The 20,701-nt window shown below is 63.1% G+C and carries 23 protein-coding genes; 6 read left to right on the plus strand and 17 right to left on the minus strand.

The genetic code is table 11. From position 1 onward, the window contains the following. Window positions 1–32 precede the first annotated feature (32 nt). Both NKH70_RS27320 and NKH70_RS27325 read right to left on the minus strand, forming a co-directional pair. Entirely contained in the window at window positions 33–617 is a 585-nt protein-coding gene (locus NKH70_RS27320) for a GDYXXLXY domain-containing protein (RefSeq protein ID WP_352719173.1), read from the minus strand. Beyond that, the gene (locus NKH70_RS27325) at window positions 614–1,732 is read right to left on the minus strand and encodes a DUF2157 domain-containing protein (protein WP_352719172.1); all 1,119 of its coding nucleotides are present in this window, start codon (window positions 1,730–1,732) and stop codon (window positions 614–616) included. The genes NKH70_RS27320 and NKH70_RS27325 overlap by 4 nt, the downstream gene beginning before the upstream one ends. 223 nt (window positions 1,733–1,955) lie before the next feature. Here NKH70_RS27325 and NKH70_RS27330 point away from each other — a divergent pair, with 223 nt between their 5' ends. Beyond that, the gene (locus NKH70_RS27330; RefSeq protein WP_091596947.1) at window positions 1,956–2,096 is read left to right on the plus strand and encodes a DUF1127 domain-containing protein; all 141 of its coding nucleotides are present in this window, start codon (window positions 1,956–1,958) and stop codon (window positions 2,094–2,096) included. Between the two features lie 47 nt (window positions 2,097–2,143). Continuing rightward, complete coding sequence (locus tag NKH70_RS27335; protein ID WP_023678914.1) at window positions 2,144–2,284, plus strand: DUF1127 domain-containing protein; 141 nt, start codon at window positions 2,144–2,146, stop codon at window positions 2,282–2,284. A 359-nt stretch (window positions 2,285–2,643) separates the two neighbouring features. Here the strand turns inward: NKH70_RS27335 and NKH70_RS27340 are convergent, their stop codons facing one another. Continuing rightward, a complete protein-coding gene (locus tag NKH70_RS27340; RefSeq protein ID WP_352719171.1) occupies window positions 2,644–3,105 on the minus strand; it encodes a hypothetical protein in 462 nt (153 codons plus the stop codon). A 239-nt stretch (window positions 3,106–3,344) separates the two neighbouring features. On the opposite strand from NKH70_RS27340, the gene trmFO reads away from it, so the two are divergent. From trmFO to NKH70_RS27355, 3 genes are all read left to right on the plus strand, one after another. Continuing rightward, complete coding sequence (trmFO, locus tag NKH70_RS27345) at window positions 3,345–4,754, plus strand: methylenetetrahydrofolate--tRNA-(uracil(54)-C(5))-methyltransferase (FADH(2)-oxidizing) TrmFO (RefSeq protein WP_353026617.1); 1,410 nt, start codon at window positions 3,345–3,347, stop codon at window positions 4,752–4,754. A 78-nt stretch (window positions 4,755–4,832) separates the two neighbouring features. Beyond that, the gene (locus tag NKH70_RS27350) at window positions 4,833–5,135 is read left to right on the plus strand and encodes a type II toxin-antitoxin system ParD family antitoxin (protein ID WP_352719169.1); all 303 of its coding nucleotides are present in this window, start codon (window positions 4,833–4,835) and stop codon (window positions 5,133–5,135) included. Further along, window positions 5,107–5,439, plus strand: coding sequence for a type II toxin-antitoxin system RelE/ParE family toxin (locus tag NKH70_RS27355; RefSeq protein WP_352719168.1), 333 nt, complete (start codon window positions 5,107–5,109; stop codon window positions 5,437–5,439). The genes NKH70_RS27350 and NKH70_RS27355 overlap by 29 nt, the downstream gene beginning before the upstream one ends. 85 nt (window positions 5,440–5,524) lie before the next feature. On the opposite strand, the gene NKH70_RS27360 is transcribed toward NKH70_RS27355, so the two are convergent. From NKH70_RS27360 to yajC, 4 genes are read right to left on the minus strand one after another with little or no spacing between them, the layout of a single operon-like run. Continuing rightward, window positions 5,525–6,352 carry a phytoene/squalene synthase family protein gene (locus tag NKH70_RS27360; protein WP_502908405.1) on the minus strand — a complete coding sequence of 276 codons (828 nt, stop codon included), beginning with the start codon at window positions 6,350–6,352 and terminating at the stop codon, window positions 5,525–5,527. A gap of 25 nt (window positions 6,353–6,377) precedes the next feature. After that, the gene (locus NKH70_RS27365) at window positions 6,378–6,767 is read right to left on the minus strand and encodes an Mth938-like domain-containing protein (RefSeq protein WP_352719166.1); all 390 of its coding nucleotides are present in this window, start codon (window positions 6,765–6,767) and stop codon (window positions 6,378–6,380) included. A gap of 15 nt (window positions 6,768–6,782) precedes the next feature. Then, window positions 6,783–9,335, minus strand: a complete 2,553-nt coding sequence (secDF, locus tag NKH70_RS27370) for a protein translocase subunit SecDF (RefSeq protein WP_352719164.1) — start codon at window positions 9,333–9,335, stop codon at window positions 6,783–6,785. Window positions 9,336–9,386: 51 nt separating this feature from the next. Continuing rightward, window positions 9,387–9,728, minus strand: a complete 342-nt coding sequence (gene yajC, locus NKH70_RS27375; protein ID WP_352719163.1) for a preprotein translocase subunit YajC — start codon at window positions 9,726–9,728, stop codon at window positions 9,387–9,389. Window positions 9,729–10,003: 275 nt separating this feature from the next. Between yajC and NKH70_RS27380 the strand changes: the two genes are divergently transcribed. Beyond that, a complete protein-coding gene (locus NKH70_RS27380) occupies window positions 10,004–10,879 on the plus strand; it encodes an ATP-binding protein (protein ID WP_353026622.1) in 876 nt (291 codons plus the stop codon). A gap of 97 nt (window positions 10,880–10,976) precedes the next feature. On the opposite strand, the gene NKH70_RS27385 is transcribed toward NKH70_RS27380, so the two are convergent. The 10 genes from NKH70_RS27385 to nagZ form a co-directional block, all read right to left on the minus strand. Continuing rightward, entirely contained in the window at window positions 10,977–12,509 is a 1,533-nt protein-coding gene (locus NKH70_RS27385) for a peptidoglycan DD-metalloendopeptidase family protein (RefSeq protein ID WP_353026624.1), read from the minus strand. A gap of 285 nt (window positions 12,510–12,794) precedes the next feature. Beyond that, window positions 12,795–13,460 (minus strand): protein-L-isoaspartate(D-aspartate) O-methyltransferase, encoded by a 666-nt coding sequence (locus tag NKH70_RS27390; protein ID WP_352914978.1) that lies wholly within the window; start codon window positions 13,458–13,460, stop codon window positions 12,795–12,797. Continuing rightward, window positions 13,457–14,215 carry a 5'/3'-nucleotidase SurE gene (gene surE, locus NKH70_RS27395; RefSeq protein WP_352719159.1) on the minus strand — a complete coding sequence of 253 codons (759 nt, stop codon included), beginning with the start codon at window positions 14,213–14,215 and terminating at the stop codon, window positions 13,457–13,459. Before surE ends, NKH70_RS27390 begins: the two co-directional genes overlap by 4 nt. Beyond that, window positions 14,215–15,519: a serine--tRNA ligase gene (serS, locus tag NKH70_RS27400; protein WP_352719158.1), complete on the minus strand. Its 1,305-nt coding sequence runs from the start codon at window positions 15,517–15,519 to the stop codon at window positions 14,215–14,217. Before serS ends, surE begins: the two co-directional genes overlap by 1 nt. Before the next feature lie 479 nt (window positions 15,520–15,998). Then, window positions 15,999–16,862 (minus strand): twin-arginine translocase subunit TatC, encoded by an 864-nt coding sequence (tatC, locus tag NKH70_RS27405; RefSeq protein WP_023720061.1) that lies wholly within the window; start codon window positions 16,860–16,862, stop codon window positions 15,999–16,001. After that, on the minus strand, window positions 16,859–17,566 hold the full coding sequence (tatB, locus tag NKH70_RS27410; protein ID WP_352913410.1) for a Sec-independent protein translocase protein TatB: 708 nt from the start codon (window positions 17,564–17,566) through the stop codon (window positions 16,859–16,861). Before tatB ends, tatC begins: the two co-directional genes overlap by 4 nt. Before the next feature lie 28 nt (window positions 17,567–17,594). After that, complete coding sequence (locus NKH70_RS27415) at window positions 17,595–17,816, minus strand: twin-arginine translocase TatA/TatE family subunit (RefSeq protein WP_352490594.1); 222 nt, start codon at window positions 17,814–17,816, stop codon at window positions 17,595–17,597. A gap of 178 nt (window positions 17,817–17,994) precedes the next feature. Beyond that, window positions 17,995–18,774, minus strand: a complete 780-nt coding sequence (scpB, locus tag NKH70_RS27420; protein ID WP_353026627.1) for an SMC-Scp complex subunit ScpB — start codon at window positions 18,772–18,774, stop codon at window positions 17,995–17,997. After that, window positions 18,771–19,571: a segregation and condensation protein A gene (locus NKH70_RS27425; RefSeq protein ID WP_023678931.1), complete on the minus strand. Its 801-nt coding sequence runs from the start codon at window positions 19,569–19,571 to the stop codon at window positions 18,771–18,773. The genes scpB and NKH70_RS27425 overlap by 4 nt, the downstream gene beginning before the upstream one ends. A 58-nt stretch (window positions 19,572–19,629) precedes the next feature. Further along, the gene (gene nagZ, locus NKH70_RS27430; RefSeq protein ID WP_254818318.1) at window positions 19,630–20,649 is read right to left on the minus strand and encodes a beta-N-acetylhexosaminidase; all 1,020 of its coding nucleotides are present in this window, start codon (window positions 20,647–20,649) and stop codon (window positions 19,630–19,632) included. Window positions 20,650–20,701: the final 52 nt, after the last annotated feature.

The raw sequence follows: 20,701 nt of genomic DNA on the forward strand, positions 1-20,701 counted from the left end.
AAGGAGGATCATTGCCAAGGCCGTAGCGCGATCTAGTAAAGCGGCTCCTCGAACAGTGTCTTGTCGCCGTCCACCAGCGCTTTGATCTGCGCCGTGCCGTTGGCCGCGATCGCCACGCGGATGCCGAACGGCCGCACCCGCATATCGTTCTGGATCGCGATCCCCTCGCCTTCCGGCAGATAGAAGCGCTCGATGCCGTACTCCGGCGCGATCGTCGTTGCTCCCTGGCTGATATCCCAGCCCTCGGAGACGTGTCCGACGATATCGGCTTCGCCGGATGCTGCCGGCACCGGCGCTTGCCCGAACCAAGCCGCGGTCGGCCCCCAATAGCCATCGGCGCCCTGCTTCAGCCTGACCACGATCGACGTTTCCTCGCTGGAAAGCTTGCCGGCCGGAATGTTGCCGATCAGCTTCACCGGTATGCGCGAAATCTCGTAGCCAAGCGAGATATAGTCACCGCGCAAGAGATCGCGCGGATCGATCGGCTCGACCCTGAGCAGGACCTGCTTGCCGTCGCGCAGGATCGCCGCGCGTCCGGCGATGATCCAGCTCAGAAAGCCGATCTGGACGAGCGCCAGGACCAGCGCCGAGATGATCAGTCTTTTGCCGGTCATCATGCCGCCGCTCCTGTCATGTTCGAGGCGTTCATGCGCTTTTCTATGCGGATGATAATAAAGGCCAGAACGGCGAGAAGCACCGCCGCCGCAAGGAAGAAGCCTGCCGTGTCGAGCATTGATTGCAGCATCACCACATAGATGATGGCGAGTTCGAAGGCGAAGCCCGCATAGGCAACCCAGCGCAGCCCCCGGCTCTCGCGGCCGCCCAGCACGATCGCCGCGACGATGCCGGCCAGCGCAACAGCCGAGGCAATGGCGAAGCCGCTGCTGTAGCTGCTTTCATCCGCCAGTTCGAACTGGATCATCGCCAGGCCGGTGAGAAAGCCGATCAGCGCATGCAAGGGCAACCTGCCGCCGAGTTGCAAAACACTCTCGACCGGCCCGGCAGCAAAGATCGCAGCGGTAAAAAGCAGCACCGACGCGGCAACGAGCGGGATGGCGACTTGCAGCGTGTCGTACTCCATGACCAACAGCACCAGGTAGAAAAGGACCGACAGGATGATCAGGTGGCGCGCCGCCTGGCTGCGCGTCCAGAACGAAACGGCGAACAGCACCAGCGCCATGACGACGAAGAGATGCGGAAATTCCGTGCGCCGGAAGTAGTCGAACCCTCTCAGGAACAGCCAGGCATCGGCGATGCCGACGGCAGCGACGGTCAGCGGGTTTGAGCGCAGCGCCACCGCCGCCAGCGCCGTGCCGACGCCCCAGGTGATCAAGGCCGAGGCCTCGTCGCCCGACAAATGATACATCTGGCCGATCAGCGCGATCGATCCGCCGAATGCCGCCGCTGCGACGATCCACAGCGCCTCGCCGATCGCCGCATGGTCGCGCATCTTCAGCACCGCGCCGCCGACATAGCCGGCAAGGATAACGGCAAAAAGTGCCGCGACCCGCACCAGCCGCGGGATGACTTCCCAGTTGGCGGCGATAAAAATCAGGATAGCCGCGCCGAACAGCAGCGCCGCCATCATCGCCAGGATCGAGCCGAAGCTCAGCGATTTGCGTTCGTTGGCCTCGACGTCGCGCGTCAGCGCATCGGCTGTCGGCGCGTCGATCAGGCCGGCCTGCTGCCATCGCGCGATATCCGACCTGACCCGTGACGAATAGCTCGCCATTGCCCCTCCCCTTTCGCTTCGTCCTTTTAGCTCGTGCGCCCAAGCGTTTGACCTTACGGCATTTTCCGATTTGGGCGGAAAGCCGGACGCGCGTTAATGTTGCATTGCACAATTTGCATTGCTGCCATGCACCAATAGCGCTTTTAAATCGATATGATCCCACCTATTTTCACGGTGCACACAAAGACGGAATGATCCGAAAGAAAGACGAAACGAGAATACCATGAACCTGATCCGCAACTATCGCAACTGGCGCCGCTATAGGGACACCGTGTCCGAGCTGAGCCGCCTGAGCACCCGTGAACTGACCGACCTCGGCATCAGCCGCAGCGACATTCACTACGTCGCCCGCAAGGCGGTCTAATCCTTCGGGCCGCAAATGGTCCGACCAGTTTTGAAAAGAGAACGACAATGAACCTGATCCGCAACTATCGTAACTGGCGCGTCTACCGCGAGACGGTTACCGAGCTGGGTCGCCTGTCGAACCGCCAGCTCAACGATCTCGGCATCGTCCGTGACGAGATCAAGATGGTCGCTCGCAGGGCGATCTAACCACAAGAATTTCGCCAGGGTCGACCTCCTCCCCGACCCTGACGGATACGGTCAGCCTTCACCTCCTCCCGAGGGTTGACCACAAAAACGGCGCCCGCCGGACCTCCTCCCTCGGCGGGCGCTGTTTCTAAGTTGTTTCTAAAAAGGGTTTCGCGCCCTTTCAAATGGCGAAAAGAATTTCGTCAAAGCCGACCTCCTCCCCGGCGATGACGAATACGGTCGATCTTCACCTCCTCCCGAGGATCGACCAACAAAACGACACCCGCCGGACCTCCTCCCCCGGCGGGTGTTGTTGTTTTCAGGTCTAGGCACTCCGAAGCTGCTTTGGGGAGAGCCGTCTTTGCGGGACGGCCCTATCGTCAGTCCAGCGCCCCGCTTTTCAGCACGCCCCGTTCCTTCCACTGGCTCAGCGGAAAGATGTCCGGCGCGCCGCCCATCGGCGCATACCAGGAATCCACCACCCATTCCGTATCGCCGCGGTCGCTGATCACCGCCGTCCAATGCGGATAGCGCCCGTCGACAAACAGGCCTCGCGAGGCCTTGTCCTCGACCTTGTGAAACCTGAGCAGTTTTCGCTCGGCAAGATAGACCAGCAACGCATGCGTATTGGTCGATTCGTCGACACAATCCATTTGGCCCCTGATGCGCGAGGCACCGAATTCTGACTGCGGCTGGTCACGAATGCCGATGGCCTGGAAAATGCGTTGCTCGAAATAGCGGACCGCCTTGGAAATAGCGGAACGCTCGGCCTGGGGCGAAGCCGCACCCGCACGCAGGATAGAGCGGAAACGCGCACCGTCACTCGGGCCAAGCGCGAGCATTGTGCGATAGTTGCAACCGTAGCCGTGACATATGGGGATCCGTTTGGGAGCCGTCGCGGCCAGTTCGCCGGCGGCCGCTGATCCGCCTACCGCGGTCACGACTGTCAGAAATGTCGCTCTGGCAAAGACCCCGAGACTCCCACCCATTCGCGATAGTAGACGATTGCAGCGCGTGGCGGCAACAGCGCGGCTCATTCGTGTAATTGCAATCCTCGCGCCAAGCGACTATTTCGGCGCTCATGGACAAGAATCCCATTCACGTCATCGGCGGCGGTCTCGCCGGCGCCGAAGCCGCCTGGCAGGCGGCCGAAGCCGGCGTCCCCGTTGTCCTGCATGAAATGCGTCCCGTCCGCGGCACCGAAGCGCACAAGACCGACGGGCTGGCCGAGCTCGTCTGTTCCAATTCCTTCCGCTCGGACGATGCGCAAACCAATGCCGTCGGCCTGCTGCACGCCGAAATGCGGCTGGCCGGTTCACTGATCATGAGCGCCGGCGATGCGCACCAGGTGCCGGCCGGCGGTGCGCTGGCCGTCGACCGCGACGGATTTTCCGAAGCGGTCACCAGGAAGCTCGAAGCCCACCCGCTCATCACCATCCGACGCGAGGAAGTGCCCGGCCTGCCGCCGGCGGACTGGGACCAGGCAATCGTTGCCACCGGCCCGCTGACCGCGCCTTCGCTCGCCCGATCGATAGCGGAAGTGACCGGCGCCGACGCGCTCGCCTTCTTCGATGCCATCGCGCCGATCGTCCATTTCGACACGATCGACATGGACATCTGCTGGTTCCAGTCGCGCTACGACAAGGTCGGGCCCGGCGGTACCGGCAAGGACTACATCAATTGCCCGATGGACAAGGAGCAGTACCTTGCCTTCGTGCAGGCGCTGGTCGACGGCCAGAAAACCGAATTCAAGCAGTGGGAAGGTACGCCCTATTTCGACGGCTGCCTGCCGATCGAGGTGATGGCCGAGCGCGGCGTCGAGACATTGCGCTACGGGCCGATGAAGCCGATGGGGCTGACCAATGCGCATAATCCGTCCGTAAAGGCCTATGCCGTCGTTCAGCTTCGCCAGGACAACGCGCTGGGCACGCTCTACAACATGGTCGGCTTCCAGACCAAGCTGAAGCACGCCGAGCAGGTGCGCATTTTCCACACCATCCCCGGGCTGGAGAATGCCGAGTTCGCCCGCCTCGGCGGCCTGCACCGCAACACCTACATCAATTCGCCGACGCTGCTCGACGCTTCGTTGCAGTTGAAGTCGCGACCCGGCCTGCGTTTTGCCGGCCAGATCACCGGCTGCGAGGGCTATGTCGAGAGCGCCGCCATAGGCTTGCTTGCCGGGCGCTTCGCCGCCGCAGAACGGCTCGGCCACGCGCCGTCGCTGCCGCCCTTGACCACCGCGTTTGGCGCGCTGCTCAACCACATCACCGGTGGCCATATTGTCTCCGACGACGAGCCTGGAAAGCGCTCTTTCCAGCCGATGAACGTCAATTTCGGCCTGTTCCCGCCCGTGGACACGCCGAAGATCGAAGGCAAGCGGCTGCGCGGCAAGGACAAGACGGTCGCCAAGCGGCACGCCGTGACGTCGCGCGCGCTGGCCGACTGCCGCGAATGGCTGGGGCTGCCTTCCCGGGCGGAAGCTGCGGAATAGTGCCGATCTCCGCTCTTGCGCGTTGCGCGGCGGAGAAGTAGGATATTATCCTACTTTGTATCGCGAGGCCAAAATCCCATGGAATCCGCTGAGAAACTGTCCGTCACCGTAACGCCCGCCATGGCGCGTATGATCCGCGAAAAGGTCGAGGACGGCTCCTACGGATCGGCGAGCGAGGTCATCCGCGCGGCACTTCGCGCTTTCCAGCGCGAAGAGGAAGAACATGCCGAGCGCATGGCCTCGATCCGGGCGCGCGTGAAGGCCTCGATCGAGGACACAAGGCCTGACGTTCCGCTGGACCAGGCAATCACGAGAGTGAAGAGCAGGATTTCGGAGTTGGCGAGGGGGAACGATGATCCAGCGTCTCGCCGTAGTTCTTAGCGAAGGCGCGATCACGGATTTGGTATCGATTGCCGGCTATATCGTCAACCGCGGTGCGAGCGAAGCGGCTGCGGACAATTTCGTCGACAGGATCAAGCTGCGTTGCGGAAACATCGGCAATGCACCGCGTGGCGGCCGGCCGCGCGACGACATTGCACCAGGATTGCGAACGGTGCCGTTCGAGCACTCGGCTATTATCGCCTATGTTGTCAGCGACGATCTCGTTCGCATCGTCAACATCTTCTATGGCGGTCGCGATTATGAAACGCTGATGCGCGATGGCGGGTCGAGTGATCCATCGTGATGGAAGCTACTCGGCCGGGCCGATGCTCGCCGCCGGCAGTCCCGGCTTGGCGGCCGGGCCGGATTTCCTCATTAGCAATCAGCCTTCACACCGCCGGCCAGCCCCGCGTCGCGCGCCGGAACAAAAGCCAATGCCGGCGCAAGGCCGAAAGCCGCACCGCGCCATCAAGCGGTGAATGGCGGGAGCCGTCAATCTTGCTGAGATAGGCGCTCGACAACGCCAGCGGCAGAAAGGCCGGGCGCAGCGAAACCGGCAGAGCGGACGCCCCCTGCGTGAAAGCGGAAAGATGCTCGCGTGCCAGCGCGATCATCGCGGCCACTGCGCGTTCCGCGCCCGGCCCGCCGTCGCCTGTAACGAATTCTTGCGGCGACGATCCCGCCGCCGCCAAAATGTCGGCCGGGACAAAGCATTGCCCTCGCTTGCGATGCAGCGGCAGTAGAAGCAGGAGACCGGTCATTGCCTGCGCACAACCTGCCCTGCCAGCAAGTTCGGCAAAGCGCGGTGCTTCGACCGGATCGAGCACCATCGCCGCAAGCTGGATAAGTGCTGCGGCAGTCTCGCCGCAATAGCCTTCGAGGTCGGTGCGCGACGGCATCGGGTCGTCATAGAGATCGAAGATGCGCGCGTCGAGCATATTGTCGAAAGCGGCCTTGGGCAGGCGGTGAGCGGAAATAGTCGCCCTCAGCGCGTCCGCCACGGGATGGCCGACCTTAGCGCGATCCTCTTCGGCGGCGATGATGTCTCGCCACCATTGCAGCCGGACTTCACCCGGCAGCGCTTCGCGGATGCGATCGCGTATGCCGGCAATTTCGGCGTTGAAGGCATAGAGCGAAAACACCGCGTCCCGCTTGTCTTCGGGCGCGTAGAGCGCGGCGAGATAGCGGTCATGGTCGGCGGCGCGCACCGTCTCCATGACGGCTTTGGTGTTTTCGGCCACGTCAGTCGACGGCGATGAGCGCTGCGGCCACGGCGCGGTCTTCCGCCAGCAGCACATTATAGGTCCGCACCGCCGCCCCGGTCGACATCGGATCGGCGGAAATGCCCGCTTCTTTCAGCGCCGTACGCAGCGCGGCCGGCAACGGCCTCAGATCCCTGCCGCTGCCGACCAGCAGGATCTCGACCTTGTCGGCCTCATTGAACAGCTTGGCGAAATCCGCTGCCGTCAGCGCCAGCGGATCGGCCGGCTCCCAGCCGTATATGCCCGAAGGCAGGCACAGCAGCGAGCCGCGATGCGACATGTCGGCAAAGCGGAAGCCGCCATTGCCGTAAGCCTCGATCGGTGCGCGGCCCGGGAAATGCGCCTCGCGGATGACGATGCCCTTGGCCACTTTTGCGGCAAGCCGTCAGGTGGCTATGGCTTTGCCGCCGCCCACCGGCTTTTCCTCATCGGATGCTGTGGCCTGCGGCCGCAGCTTGAACAGGATAAGCAGTGGCGCGGCGATAAAGATCGACGAATAGGTGCCGAACACGACGCCGAACAGCATCGCCATGGTGAACGAGCGGATCACCTCGCCGCCGAACAGCACCAGCGCCAGCAGCGCCAGGATCGTCGTCACCGAGGTCAGCGTCGTCCTCGACAGCGTCTCGTTGATGGCGTTGTTCAGCAATTGCGGCAGCGACATTCGCTTGTATTTTCGCAGATCCTCGCGAACACGGTCATAGACGACGATGGTGTCGTTGAGCGAATAACCGATGATAGTGAGGATCGCCGCCAGCGACGACTGGTTGAATTCGAGGCCGGTGATGACGAAGAAGCCGATCGTCATGACCACGTCGTGCACGGTCGCAACGATGGCGCCGACCGCGAACTGCCATTCGAAGCGGAACCAGACATAGATCAGGATGCCGAGCAGCGCGACAAGCATGGCAATGGTGCCTTGCTTGGCAAGTTCGCCCGAAACCGTTGGCCCCACCACTTCGACGCGGCGAAAATCATACTGGTCCTGCAGTTCGCCGCGCACCTTGTCGATGACGGTCTGTTCGGCGTTCTCGCCACCCTCCTGGGTACCGACGCGGATCAGCACGTCGTTCGGCTCGCCGAACTGCTGAACCTGCACCTCCCCGATATTCAGTTCCGTCAGTCTGCCGCGGATGTCGGCCAGATCGGCATTGCCGGCCTTGGACTGCACCTCGATCAGTGAGCCGCCCTTGAAATCGATGCCGTAATTGATGTCGATGGTCATGAAGCCGATGACCGACAACACCGAAAGCACGCTGGACAGTGTGAACGTCCAGCGGCGGATGCCCATGAACGGAATTTTCGTGCCGGGCGGAATGAACGTCACAGGCGCCCGCGGCAACTCCTTCGGACGGGCGCGGCGAAGCCAGATCGACACCAGCAGGCGGGTGAAGGTGAAGGCGGTGAAGACCGTGGTCAGGATGCCGATGGCATAGGTGACGGCAAAGCCCTTCACCGGTCCGGTTCCGAGCCAGAACAGCACCACGGTCGCGATCAGCGAGGTGACGTTGGAATCGACGATGGTCGCCAGCGCCTTGCTGAAACCGGTGTCGATCGCCTGGATCACCGAGCGGCCGTTACGCCGCTCCTCGCGGATGCGCTCATAGATGAGAACGTTCGAATCGACCGCCATGCCGATGGTCAGCACGATACCAGCGATACCGGGTAGGGTCAGCGTTGCGCCAAGCAGCGACAGCAGCCCGACAATCATCGCCACATGCACCGCCAGCGCGATGTTGGCGAGGAAGCCGAGGAAACCGTAGGCGACGAACATGAATGCCACCACCAGGATCGACCCGATGATGCCGGCGACCTTGCCGGCATGGATGGAATCCTGGCCAAGTCCCGGCCCCACCGTGCGTTCTTCGATCACCGTCAGCGTCGCAGGCAAGGCGCCGGCACGCAGCAACACGGCGAGGTCGTTGGCGCTCTCAGCGGTGAAATTCCCCGATATCTGGCCGGTACCGCCGGGGATCGGTTCACGGATCTGCGGCGCCGAAATCACCTGGTTGTCGAGGATGATGGCAAACAGCTTGCCGACGTTCTGCGATGTCGCCTGGCCGAACCGCTGCGCCCCTTTCGAATCGAAGCGGAACGAAACAACCGGCTCGTTGTTTTGGGAGTTGAAGGTCGCCTGGGCATCGACGAGGTTTTCACCCGAAACGATGACGCGGTTCTCGATCAGATACGGTACCGGCGGGTCGTCCTGCGAATACAGCACCGAGGATCCCGGCGGCGGACGGCCGTTCAGCGCGTCCTGCACCGGCATCGATTGGTCGACCATCTGGAAAGTCAGCTTTGCGGTCTGGCCAAGAATTTCCTTCAGCCGCTGCGGGTCTTGGAGACCAGGCACCTGCACCAGGATACGGTCGTCGCCTTGGCGCTGCACGATCGGCTCGGTGGTGCCGAGTTCGTTGACGCGACGCTCGACAACCTGGATCGCCTGCGTCAGCGCCGTCGAGGTGCGATATTTGATCCCCGCATCGGTGACGGCAAATTTGAGCAGGCCGGGCTCGGAATCATCCAGCGTCATCTCCTGGATGGAGCCGCCGCTGAACAGGCCTGCGGCCACCGGATTGGTCAATGGTTTCAAGGCTGTCTTGGCAGCCTCGATCTGTGCGGGATCGGTGATGCGGACCTGCACCGTACGGCCCGTTCCGGAAAGGCCGGTATAGCCGATCTTGGCATCGCGCAGCAGCGTCCTGATTTCGTCGCGCGTCGTCTCCAGCCGATCCTTGATCAGATCGTTCGGATCCATCCTGAGCAGGATGTGCGAGCCGCCCTGCAGGTCGAGGCCGAGCGTCATCTGCCGCTTCGGCAGCCAGTCGGGCAACTTGGCCAGCGTGCTGGCGGAAAAAAGGTTGGGCGCAGCGAGGACCACTGTGGCGGCCACGGCCAGCCAGATCAGGATCATCTTGAAGCGCGAAAAATAAAGCATATGGCGTCGTCCGTCAGGGCGTGCTGGCGGATCGTTCCGCCGACAATTCGGTTATTTCTTGGCGTTCTGGTTCGCCACCGGTTCGCCCTTGACGCGCACGTCGGCGAGTGTCGAGCGCAGCGCCGTCACCTTGGTGCCGCCGCCAAGGTCGATTTCGAGCTCGTTGTCGTCGATCACCTTGGTCACCTTGCCGACGAAGCCGCCGCCGGTGACCACCGTATCGCCGCGGCGAACCGCCGCCAGCATCTCGCCGCGCTTCTTCAGCTGCGTGCGCTGCGGCCGGATGATCAGAAAATACATGATCACGAAAATCAGAGCAAACGGCACGATCTGGATAAACATTGCGGACGAGTCCCCGCCGATGCCTTGGGCGTATGCCGGTGTCACGAACATCGAGGTACTCCTGAACTTTGAAAAACAGCCGCAAGGCGGCCCCGCCAAATTTGGCCGGAATATAGTCGGTAACGTTGCCAATGCAACTGCGCCGCCGGGCAAATCGGCTGCTTTTCCGGGCTGGTGAGCCGTGTTAGAGGGTGATCCCGAAAAGCGACGCTCGGTTTTCGCAAAAGATCATGCCCGAACAAATGCTTGGGACGAGTTTCGAAACCGCTGAAATCAGGTAGGTTGGCCTGCCGCACGTCCCGAATGCGAAACAAAAAAGACAAGAGATGACCGACAGCACCATCGATACCCTGAGCCAGAAGCTCGACCGCCTGATCGAGGCGGTCGCCCGCCTCGCGCCGCCGCCGGTGCCGCAAACCGACCTCGGCGAAGCCGATTGCTTCGTCTGGCAGGCCGATCCCGGCTATCTGGAGCCGGTGCGCAAGGTCAACCGCGTCGACATCGGCCTGATACGCGGGGTCGATCGCGTCCGCGACATATTGGTCGACAACACCGAGCGCTTCGCCTCCGGCTATGCTGCCAACAACGTGCTGTTGTGGGGCGCGCGCGGCATGGGCAAATCGTCGCTGGTCAAGGCGGTGCACGCCGCGGTCAACGCTTCGACCAAGCTCAACCTGCCGCTCAAGCTTATCGAGATCCATCGCGAAGACATCGACACGCTGCCGAAGCTGATGGGACTGCTGAAGGCCGCGCCGTTCCGCTTCATCCTGTTTTGCGACGACCTGTCATTCGACCATGACGACACGTCCTATAAATCGCTGAAGGCAGCTCTTGAAGGCGGCGTCGAGGGCCGCCCGGCCAACGTCATCTTCTACGCCACCTCGAACCGGCGGCATCTGTTGCCGCGCGACATGATCGACAATGAGCGCTCGACGGCGATCAATCCGTCCGAAGCGGTCGAGGAGAAGGTTTCGCTGTCGGACCGTTTCGGCCTGTGGCTTGGCTTCCACAAATGTTCGCAGGATGAATATCTCGACATGATCGACGGCTATGTCCGCCATCACGATCTCGCCATCGATCCCGAGACGCTGCGCGCCGAGGCGCTGGAATGGGCGACGACGCGCGGCAGCCGTTCGGGCCGCATCGCCTGGCAGTTCACCCAGGATCTGGCAGGCCGGCTCGGAAAATCGCTCAAGGATTAGCCGCTCAAGGACTAACAGCAGAAGAAGCCCGCACCTTGCGGAGCGGACTTCCTCGGCGGGCTGAAGGTCAGGCGGCCCGCAAATTGCTTTTCGTCTTCTATTCGAGATAGGTCGAAGGATCGACCGGCGCCGAGTTCTTCCGCACTTCGAAATGCAGTTTCGGCGAGTCGGTGGTGCCGCTCATGCCGGACAGGGCGATTTCCTGGCCGCGCTTGACCTTCTGGCCGCGCTGCACCTCAATCGAGCTGGCGTGGCCGTAGACGGTGACCAGACCGTTTTCGTGCCGCACCAGCACCGTGTTGCCGAATTCCTTGAGGCCGTCACCGGCATAGATGACGACGCCGTTTTCGGCCGCCTTGACCGGCGTCCCCTCGGGCACGGCGATGTCGACGCCGTCCTTGCCGCCGCCGAAGCTTGAGATCACACGGCCGCGCACCGGCCAGCGCATCTTGCCGATGCCGGTTGCGTCCGGCGCCACCGCATCGTCGTCCTCGGCCTGCTGGATGACTTTCGCGTCCTTCTTCGGCGGCGTGTAGGAGGCGAGCGTCTGCGTCGGCGTTGTCTTGGCAGGCGGCTGGGTCGTGGCCGTCGTCACCGGATCGACCTTTGCCGGCTTCGCACCGGCGACGACAGCGGTTCCGCCTGCCGGCACTTTCAGGGTCTGGCCGATCTTGAGCAGTCCATCCTGCATGCCGTTCGCCTGCTTCAACGCGACGACGCCGACGCCGGTCTTTCTGGCGATGGCGGACAGCGTATCGCCTTGCTGAACCGTGTAGGTACCGCCGGCACTGGCCGGCTTGGCCGTCGCCGAAGCCACCTTCGCCGCGGCCTTTCCATCCTTCGGCTGGCTTGCGGCAGCCGAGGCGTCCACCTGCGCGGTAGACTTGCCTTCCCTAAGCTTCGGCTGCTGCGGCAGCACGGCCACCTTCTCCGGCGCGTCGGCCGGCTGGTCGTGCCTGGTGCCGTTCGCGGGCTTGGCGTCGGCGACTTTCGGCGCGGCACCGTTGCTCGAATACGCATAGGCCGGGATGACGAGCTTCTGGCCGGTCTTCAGCCCCTTGGTCGCGCTCAGCCCGTTGACTTTCATGATGGCATCGGCCGGCACGCCGTAGCGCCGGGACAGGCCGGAAATGGTCTCGCCATCCTTGACGACGATCTCGGTCGCATGTGGTGCGCCGGCGGCCGTCGCCATGCGCGGCGCGTCGGGCTCGGCGTTCTTGAATGGCCTTGCCGCCGGAGCGACGGTGCCGGTTGCCGTCCTATCGACACGAGGAGCGGCAGGCGCCAGGGCCGGCGCGGCAGCGGTGCGCACCGGACGGGCGGCAGGCGCCAGGGCGGGAGCCGGAGGCGGCAATTGCTGCGCCGTGACCGGTTCGATGCTTGAGCGGCTGACCGACTGGGTGTGGCTGCCGTCGATCGGCGCGGCCGCAACATCGCCCGGATAGGGCTGAGCAGCATCCTGCTTGTCGATGATGGCGCGCTGGTTGTTGGTCGAGGCGGTGAACACGTCGTCGACGCTGTTGAACCGCGCCACCTGGGAACTACACCCCGTCGCAGCGCCTGCGATCATGAGGACGGCGCAGCCACGCGCCAGATTGCGTCCGTTTGCCTTCAAAACACTGAATTGCATCGCACTAACCCGCACAGACCCGGTACATCTGAGTGTGATTAAAGCGCGTTAATGTTACCGGTCGGTTAAACCTGTAGAATCAGGCGCAAATTTTCTTAAAATATTCGAGGAAGGCTCTCAGCTTCGTCATCCTAGGGCGGAGCAGGAGCGGAGCTTCCGTCGCGGAGACCCTGGGATCCATTCCGTGACGTTGGCCGAAGAATGCGGCGGAGCAGAATTCTGCTGCGCCCTAGGATGACGAAACACCCGGCTTCGGCTGCCCCCAAGCGGCCGACGGTTAGGATATCAAATCACCGCGGCGACGCCGCGCAGGATCGGCTGCAGGCGCACCAGGCCGATATCCTCGCGTTCGAAGCGGCTGCCGACCTTGGTCAGCTTGGCCAGCACCTGCTCGCCTTCGTCGGGTCCGATCGGCGCGATGACGATGCCGCCGCTCGACAATTGATCGAGGAGAAAGCGCGGCAGGCTGTCGAAGGCCGCCCAGGCGACTATGCGGTCGAACGGCGCTTCGTTGGCCAGCCCGTTGGAACCGTCGGCCTGGCGCACGATGACATTGCCGATGGCGAGTGCCTCGAGGCGCTGCCGGGCCTGTTCGGCCAGCGTCTTGTAACGGTCGATGGTGACGATCCGAGCGGCAAGCCGCGACATCACCGCCGCCGTATAGCCGGACCCGGTGCCGATCTCGAGCACCCGGTTGCCCGGCTCGATGGCAAGTGCCGCGATCACCGCCGCCTGCAGGTCGGCACCTTCGATGGCCTCGCCGCATTCGATCGGCAGCATACGGTCCGACCAGGCGATCGAGTGAAAATGCGGAGACAGAAAGCCGCGCCGCGGCGTCGCCTCGAAGGCGGCGATCAGCGCCTTCGGCACTGTGCCCCTGCCTCGCAGGCGAAGCAGGAAGGCAGCGAAACCTTCGCGCTCGTCGACCGTTGCAGCGTGGTTCAAGTTCATGCGAGCGCCTTGGCCAGTTGATCGCGGATTTCATGCGCGGTGAGATCGAGCTGCAGCGGCGTCACCGACACCTGCCGATTGCGCAAGGCATGGAGGTCGGTGCCTTGCTTGCCCTCGACCGGCTCGCGGCCGAAGCGCAGCCAGTAGTAAGGCAAGCCGCGCCCGTCGCGCCGCTCGTCGACCCACAGGCTGTGGACCAGCTTGCCCTGCGAAGTGACCACAGTTCCGGCGATCTCTTCCGGCGCACAATTCGGAAAATTGACGTTGAGCAGCACGCCGTCCGGCAACGGCATGGCGACGAGCTTTTCGAGCAGCGCCGGCGCCAGCGCTTCGGTGGTCTCGTAGGGAACGACGCGGTCCTCGCCGACATAGGAATAGGCCTGGCTGATGGCGATCGATCGCACGCCGAGCAGCGCGCCCTCCATGGCGCCGGCGACGGTGCCCGAATAGGTGACGTCGTCGGCGATGTTGGCGCCGGAATTGACGCCGGACAGGATCAGGTCGGGCGCTTCGGGCAGGATCTTCTTCACGCCCATGATGACGCAGTCGGTCGGCGTGCCGCGCACGGCAAAGTGCTTTTCGCCGATTTTCCTGAGCCGCAGCGGCTCCGAGATCGACAGCGAATGCGCATAGCCGGACTGGTCCTGTTCCGGCGCCACCACCCAGACGTCGTCCGACAGCGTGCGGGCGATGCGTTCGAGTGATGCAAGGCCCTCGGCATGGATGCCGTCGTCGTTGGTCAGAAGGATGCGCATTATTTCGATTCGATCTTTTGCAGACCGCCCATGTAAGGCCGAAGCGCTTCAGGAATGGTTACGCTGCCGTCCTCATTCTGGTAATTTTCGATGACGGCGATCAGAGCGCGGCCGACGGCGGTGCCCGAACCGTTCAGGGTGTGGACGAAGCGGTTGCCCTTGCCGTCCTTGTCCCTGTAGCGGGCGTCCATGCGCCGCGCCTGGAAATCGCCGCATACCGAGCACGACGAGATTTCGCGATAGGCATTCTGGCCCGGCAGCCAGACCTCGATATCGTAGGTCTTGCGCGCGCCAAAGCCCATGTCGCCAGTGCACAGCGTCATGGTGCGGAAAGGCAGGCCGAGCCGCTTCAGCACCTCCTCGGCGCATTCGGTCATGCGCTCATGCTCGGCAACCGAAGTCTCCTGGTCGGTGATCGACACCAGCTCGACCTTGTAGAACTGGTGCTGGCGCAGCATGCCGCGCGTGTCGCGCCCAGCCGAGCCCGCCTCCGAGCGGAAGCACGGCGTCAGCGCGGTATAGCGCAGCGGCAGTTTTTCGTGCGGCGTGATTTCGTCGCGAACGAGATTGGTCAGCGGGACTTCGGCGGTTGGTATTAGGCCAAGCCTGCCGTCCCCATGCCGAACGAAGAATAAATCCTCCTCGAATTTTGGCAGTTGCCCGGTCCCGAAAAGCACCTCGTCGCGTACCATCAACGGCGGCTGGATCTCCACATAGCCGTGCTCGGTCGTGTGCAGATCGAGCATGAACTGGCCGAGCGCGCGTTCCATCCGCGCCAGGCCGCTTTTCAGCACGGTGAAACGCGAGCCGGAAAGCCGTGCTGCCCGCTCGAAATCCATCATGCCGAGCGCTTCGCCGATCTCGAAATGCTCCTTGACCCAGTTCGGCCGCGTCGGCACCTCGCCGACGACGCGCTTGACGACGTTGTCGTGCTCGTCCTTGCCGACCGGCACGTCGTCGAACGGCACATTTGGCAGCACTGCCAACGCATCGTTCAGCGCCTTGTCGAGCTCGCGTTCGCGCGCCTCGCCATTCTGGATGAAGGCCTTGATCTCGCCGACCTCGGCCTTCAGCCTTTCGGCAAGAGCGGCATCGCCCGAGCGCATGGCATTGCCGATCTCCCTCGATGCGGCGTTGCGGCGTTCCTGCCGGGTCTGCAGCTCCGTCAGATGCTCGCGCCGCGCCTCATCCGCGCCGATCAGGTCGTCGACCGTGGACTGCGCCGCCTCAGCCGACCACGAGCGCTTCTGGAGCGCCTCGACAAGGGCCTTCGGGTTGTCGCGAATCCATTTGATGTCAAGCATGGTCTGTTCGTCCTCAGAGGGCATGTCGCCCAAAATGCGCAGCGGTTGTGGGGCAACGAGATGCCCAAAACAAAGACCAGAGGGCGTAAACCGCATCTTTCGTTGATGCAAGATGTCAGGCCGAGTTCCTTCGCGCCCCCCTCTGTCCTGCCGGACATCTCCCCCTCAAGGGGGGAGATCGGCAGCTTTGGGGACAGCGCCCTTTCTGCATCCTATGAGATTGGCGAAAGCGGCAAGGACAGCCGATCTCCCCGCCTGTGGGGGAGATGTCCGGCAGGACAGAGGGGGGCGCTGTCCCGCCGACATCAGCCGACAACGCAGGAACTCTCAAAAGGAAGCAAGAAACAAAAAACCCGCCTCGGGAGGCGGGTTTTTGGAGCCAATTGGCACCATACCCAAATCAGTAGCATAGCTGCCGGCACAAAGCAAGAACAAAGTTGCTGCGGCCGGCAAAAAGATGCTGCCCGCCTCAACCGAACCTACGTCGAAGACGCGTCCGCCGGCTTTTCGGCCACCTCTTCGGTGGCGTCCTGCTTTTCGCGGGCCACACGGTCGCGCTCCTTGCTGCGCTCGATCAGCCGGGCCGACCAGATCGAGACCTCGTAGAGCAGGATCGTCGGAATGGCGAGGCCGATCTGGCTCATCGGGTCGGGCGGCGTCAGCACCGCCGCCACGACGAAGGCGATGACGATCGCCCATTTGCGCTTCTCGGCCAATCCCTGCGACGACAGCATGCCGACCCGCGTCATCAGGCTGGTCACCACCGGCAACTGGAACACCAGGCCGAAGGAGAAGATCAGCGTCATGATCAGGCTGAGATATTCGGACACTTTCGGCAGCAGCGAAATCTGCACCTGGTCGTTGGTGCCGGTCTGCTGCATGGCGAGGAAGAACCACATCACCATCGGCGTGAAGAAGAAATAGACCAGCGACGCGCCCATCAAGAACAGGATCGGCGAGGCGATCAGGAACGGCAGGAAGGCATTGCGTTCGTTCTTGTAGAGGCCGGGCGCGATGAATTTGTAGATCTGCGTGGCGATCAGCGGAAAGGCGATGACCATGCCGCCGAACATGGCGAGCTTGACCTGGGTAAAGAAGAATTCCTGCGGCGCCGTATAGATCAGCTCGACCTTGTGCGGGTCGAGCCCGGCCCATTGGGTCGCCCATCTGAACGGGATCACCAACAGGTTGAACAGCTTCTTGGCGAAGAAGAAGCAGACCAGGAAGGCGACGAAAAAACCGCCGATCGACCACATCAGCCGCCGGCGCAGCTCGATCAGGTGCTCCATCAGCGGAGCCGACGATTTTTCGATCTCGTCCTTTTCCGTGTCCGAAGTGCTCACTTGGCGGCTCCCGCCGTTTTCGTGGCGGCCGGCTTCTTCGTTGCTGTCGCAGGCTTCTTCGCTGCTGCCGCCGGCTTCTTCGCTGCTGACGACTGCGGTTTTGGCTCAGCTTTTGCGGCGGCCTTTGGCGCAGCGGTCTTTGCCGGCTTGGCCGGCGCGGCAGCCGCGGCTTTCGCGGGCGCCGGCTTCTTCTTTGCCGCCGGCGCTTTTTGCGGCACGGCCGCTGCAGCCGTTTGCGCCTGTACTGCCGGCGCCACGACGGACTCGTCCGTCATCGCCGGAAAGATCGGCGTGGCCGGCGTCGGCTCCGGCGGGCTGACGCCCGGCATCGTCGTTGCGCCGTTCTTCAGCGGCTCGGCCGCCTGCTCTGTCGAAGCGGCGGCATCGACGGCCGGCTTGGGCTTCATCACGGCATCGACGCCGGAACGGACGTCGGCGGCGGCCTGCTCGAATGGATTGAGCTGCTTCCTGATCTCGGCTGCCGGATTGAGGCTTCTCAGCGAATCGACCGACTTCTTGACGTCGTCGAGTTCGGCTTCCTTCAGCGCATCATTGAACTGCCGCTGGAAATCGGACGCCATGGCGCGCAGCTTCGCCGTCGTGCGGCCGAAGGTGCGCAGCATGTTGGGCAAATCCTTGGGCCCGACGACCACGATCATGACGATCGCGATCACCAGCATCTCGGTCCAGCCGACTTCGAACATGGCTATACGTTCCGACTAAAGTTTGGGCTCAGCTTTTGCTGGCCTTTTCCTTCGGTACCGAAACGGTTTCGTCGGCACGGTGTTCGACAGTGCGCTTGTCCTCGGCAGTCTCGTCGTCGGCCATGCCCTTTTTGAAGCTCTTGATGCCCTTGGCCATGTCGCCCATCAGCTCGGGGATCTTGCCGCGGCCGAAGACCAGCAGCACGATCACCAGAACGATCATCCAGTGCCAAATCGAAAATGAACCCATAGCAAATCTCTCTCGAACGGTTTCCCAGACGCTGATCTATGCGCTTTCGGGTTCGGATTCAAACAGAACTGCGACAGAGTTCATGAATGAGTGGCCGAAGTCACGCACTTTCGGCACGGCGGCCCGCTACCAATCGGCGCAGTTCCATCCTGCCTGTGGCTTTAAGATGGCGCTCGGCTCAATCTTCCGTGACTCGCGGCGTCAAAAGGCCGAGTTCTTCGAGGTCGATGTCGGTCAGCGGATCCTCGTCGTCGGTGAGCGGATCGGGGTCGGCCGGCGGCAGCGGCACCGAGAAATTCGACGGCATGCGGCCGGACAGCAGCCCCGCACCCTTCAATTCCTCCATGCCGGGGAGATCGCGTATCTCCTCCAGCGCGAAATGGTCGAGGAAAATATCGGTCGTGCCATAGGTGACGGGACGGCCGGGCGTACGGCGCCGGCCGCGCATCCTCACCCATTCGGTCTCCATCAGCGTGTCGAGCGTCCCCTTTGACGTCTCGACGCCGCGGATATCCTCGATCTCGGCACGCGTTACCGGCTGGTGGTAGGCGATGATCGCCAGCACTTCGAGGGCAGCGCGGGAAAGTTTGCGCTGTTGCACCGTGTCACGGCTCATCAGGAAGGCGAGGTCGCCGGCGGTGCGAAAAGCCCAGGCATCGCCGACGCGCACCAGATTGACGCCGCGCCGAGCATAGATCTGCTGCAGTTCGGCCATCGCCGCGGCAATGTTGATGCCGTCGGGCAGCCGCGAAGTGAGCTGTTTTGCGCTGACCGGCTCGGCGCTGGCGAATACGATCGCCTCGGCCATCCGTACGGCCTCCGCCATATGCAGCCGCTCGCCAGGATTCTGCGTCAAATTCTGCCCCTGGTTTTGTGCCGGGTTTTCGGCGACCGCGCCTTGCTCGACGTCGTCTTCGACCTTGAACGGAATGACCGAAGCGTTGGCGCGTTCGCTCATGGTGTCACCTCGACTATCTTGATGGCCTGGGCGCGGCCGCGCAGATAAAGCGGCGCGAACACCTGGTCCTGCCGCATCTCCATCTTGCCTTCGCGCACCAGTTCCAGCGTCGCGGCAAACGAGCTGGCAACCGCGGTGCGCCGCTCTTCCGGGCCGGCCAGATATTCGACCAGGAAACTGTCGAGCGCCGTCCAGTCGCGCAGCGACCCGATCAGCCTGGTCAGCACGTCGCGCGCATCCTTGAGCGACCAGACGCCGCGCCTGGCGATCGTCACATTGGTGATCGCCTGCTTCTGGCGCTGCTGGGCATAGGCGGTCAACAGGTCGTAGAGCGAGGCCGAATAGGCATTGCGCTTCTCGACGATGACCATTTCCGGCATGCCGCGTGCAAACACGTCGCGTCCGAGCCGGTTGCGGTTGACCAGGCGTGCCGCCGCGTCGCGCATCGCCTCCAGCCGCTTCAGCCGGAACTGCAGCACCGCCGCCAGCTCCTCGCCGCTTTCGCCTTCGTCGCCGGGCTGCTTGGGGATCAGGAGCTTCGATTTGAGAAACGCCAGCCACGCCGCCATCACCAGATAGTCGGCGGCAAGCTCCAGCCTTAGCGCCCTCACCTTCTCGACGAAGGCCAGATACTGTTCGGCCAGCGCCAGGATCGAGATACGCGACAGGTCGACCTTCTGATTGCGGGCAAGATGCAGCAGAAGATCGAGCGGACCTTCGAAGCCGGCCACATCGACGACCAACGCCGGATCGCCGGTCAGCCGAGAATCGTCGTTCTCGGCCCACAAGCGGTCCATCGGTGCGGCCTTGCCGGCCTTCAGGTCCAATGTTTCCGCCACTTCGCTTCCTTTGATGCTAGGCCACCGCGTCGAAATAACTGGCAAATTCGGCCCGAATCTCGGTCTCGTCCGCCACGTCACGGTTCCTGATATAGGTCAGCGCCCGCTCCGCGCGCTCAAACGACTTGCCTTCCAGCCCGGTCGTGCGCGATGCAATGCCGGCCATCTCCTCGAACACGCCGTTGCAGTGAAGGACCAGATCGCAGCCCGCCGCAAGGATAGCGGCCGCTTTCGACGGGAAATCCCCAGAAAGTGCCTTCATCGAGGTATCGTCGCTCATCAACAGACCGTCGAAGCCGATTTCGCCGCGGATGATCTTTTCGATGACCTTGCCGGATGTCGTGGCCGGGTTCTTCGGGTCGATCGCGCTATAGACGACATGCGCCGTCATCGCCATCGGCAAATGGTTGAGCTCCCTGAACGGGGCAAAATCATGCCGCTGCAAGTCGCCGATCGAGGCGTCGACGGTCGGCAGTTCGAAATGCGTGTCGGCGAATGCCCTTCCATGGCCGGGAATATGCTTCATCACCGGCAGCACGCCGCCCGCCATCAGGCCTTCCGCCGCGGCGCGACCCAATTCGATGACGGCGCGCGGCTCCTTGCCATAGGCGCGCGCGCCGATGACGTCGCTGGCGCCCTCGATCGGCACGTCGAGCACCGGCAGGCAATCCGCCGTGATACCGTAGCGCAGCAGATCGAAGGCATGCAGCCGCGCCATCAGCCAGGCGGCACGGGTGCCGGCGTCATGATCGTCGCGCCACAAGGCACCGAGTGCGCCGGCAGCCGGATAGTTCGGCGCCAGCGGCGGCCGCAGGCGCTGCACCCGACCGCCCTCCTGGTCGATGAATACGGGCGCATCCGCACGCCCGACGCAGTCGCGCATGGCGGCGACCAGATCGCGGATCTGCTCGGTCTCGCCGATATTGCGCGCAAACAGGATGAAGCCCCACGGGCATTCGTTGCGGTAGAAACGGATCTCGTCGCGGGTCAGTGATTTCCCGGCGCAGCCGAGGATCATGGATTTTGATTCGGTCATGCGGAACAGTTTAGAGCTTCGCGCCGACAAAGGGAATCGCCCGCAATTGCCT

Source organism: Mesorhizobium sp. M0991, from assembly GCF_040318915.1.
Lineage (GTDB): Bacteria > Pseudomonadota > Alphaproteobacteria > Rhizobiales > Rhizobiaceae > Mesorhizobium.

What these genes read in the sequence shown, in the direction of transcription:
- NKH70_RS27320 (WP_352719173.1), bottom strand. Translation starts at nt 617, where the DNA reads ATGATGACCGGCAAAAGACTGATCATCTCGGCGCTGGTCCTGGCGCTC.
- NKH70_RS27325 (WP_352719172.1), bottom strand. Translation starts at nt 1,732, where the DNA reads ATGGCGAGCTATTCGTCACGGGTCAGGTCGGATATCGCGCGATGGCAG.
- NKH70_RS27330 (WP_091596947.1), top strand. Translation starts at nt 1,956, where the DNA reads ATGAACCTGATCCGCAACTATCGCAACTGGCGCCGCTATAGGGACACC.
- NKH70_RS27335 (WP_023678914.1), top strand. Translation starts at nt 2,144, where the DNA reads ATGAACCTGATCCGCAACTATCGTAACTGGCGCGTCTACCGCGAGACG.
- NKH70_RS27340 (WP_352719171.1), bottom strand. Translation starts at nt 3,105, where the DNA reads ATGCTCGCGCTTGGCCCGAGTGACGGTGCGCGTTTCCGCTCTATCCTG.
- trmFO (WP_353026617.1), top strand. Translation starts at nt 3,345, where the DNA reads ATGGACAAGAATCCCATTCACGTCATCGGCGGCGGTCTCGCCGGCGCC.
- NKH70_RS27350 (WP_352719169.1), top strand. Translation starts at nt 4,833, where the DNA reads ATGGAATCCGCTGAGAAACTGTCCGTCACCGTAACGCCCGCCATGGCG.
- NKH70_RS27355 (WP_352719168.1), top strand. Translation starts at nt 5,107, where the DNA reads ATGATCCAGCGTCTCGCCGTAGTTCTTAGCGAAGGCGCGATCACGGAT.
- NKH70_RS27360 (WP_502908405.1), bottom strand. Translation starts at nt 6,352, where the DNA reads ATGGAGACGGTGCGCGCCGCCGACCATGACCGCTATCTCGCCGCGCTC.
- secDF (WP_352719164.1), bottom strand. Translation starts at nt 9,335, where the DNA reads ATGCTTTATTTTTCGCGCTTCAAGATGATCCTGATCTGGCTGGCCGTG.
- yajC (WP_352719163.1), bottom strand. Translation starts at nt 9,728, where the DNA reads ATGTTCGTGACACCGGCATACGCCCAAGGCATCGGCGGGGACTCGTCC.
- NKH70_RS27380 (WP_353026622.1), top strand. Translation starts at nt 10,004, where the DNA reads ATGACCGACAGCACCATCGATACCCTGAGCCAGAAGCTCGACCGCCTG.
- NKH70_RS27385 (WP_353026624.1), bottom strand. Translation starts at nt 12,509, where the DNA reads ATGCAATTCAGTGTTTTGAAGGCAAACGGACGCAATCTGGCGCGTGGC.
- NKH70_RS27390 (WP_352914978.1), bottom strand. Translation starts at nt 13,460, where the DNA reads ATGAACTTGAACCACGCTGCAACGGTCGACGAGCGCGAAGGTTTCGCT.
- surE (WP_352719159.1), bottom strand. Translation starts at nt 14,215, where the DNA reads ATGCGCATCCTTCTGACCAACGACGACGGCATCCATGCCGAGGGCCTT.
- serS (WP_352719158.1), bottom strand. Translation starts at nt 15,519, where the DNA reads ATGCTTGACATCAAATGGATTCGCGACAACCCGAAGGCCCTTGTCGAG.
- tatB (WP_352913410.1), bottom strand. Translation starts at nt 17,566, where the DNA reads ATGTTCGAAGTCGGCTGGACCGAGATGCTGGTGATCGCGATCGTCATG.
- NKH70_RS27415 (WP_352490594.1), bottom strand. Translation starts at nt 17,816, where the DNA reads ATGGGTTCATTTTCGATTTGGCACTGGATGATCGTTCTGGTGATCGTG.
- scpB (WP_353026627.1), bottom strand. Translation starts at nt 18,774, where the DNA reads ATGAGCGAACGCGCCAACGCTTCGGTCATTCCGTTCAAGGTCGAAGAC.
- NKH70_RS27425 (WP_023678931.1), bottom strand. Translation starts at nt 19,571, where the DNA reads ATGGACCGCTTGTGGGCCGAGAACGACGATTCTCGGCTGACCGGCGAT.
- nagZ (WP_254818318.1), bottom strand. Translation starts at nt 20,649, where the DNA reads ATGACCGAATCAAAATCCATGATCCTCGGCTGCGCCGGGAAATCACTG.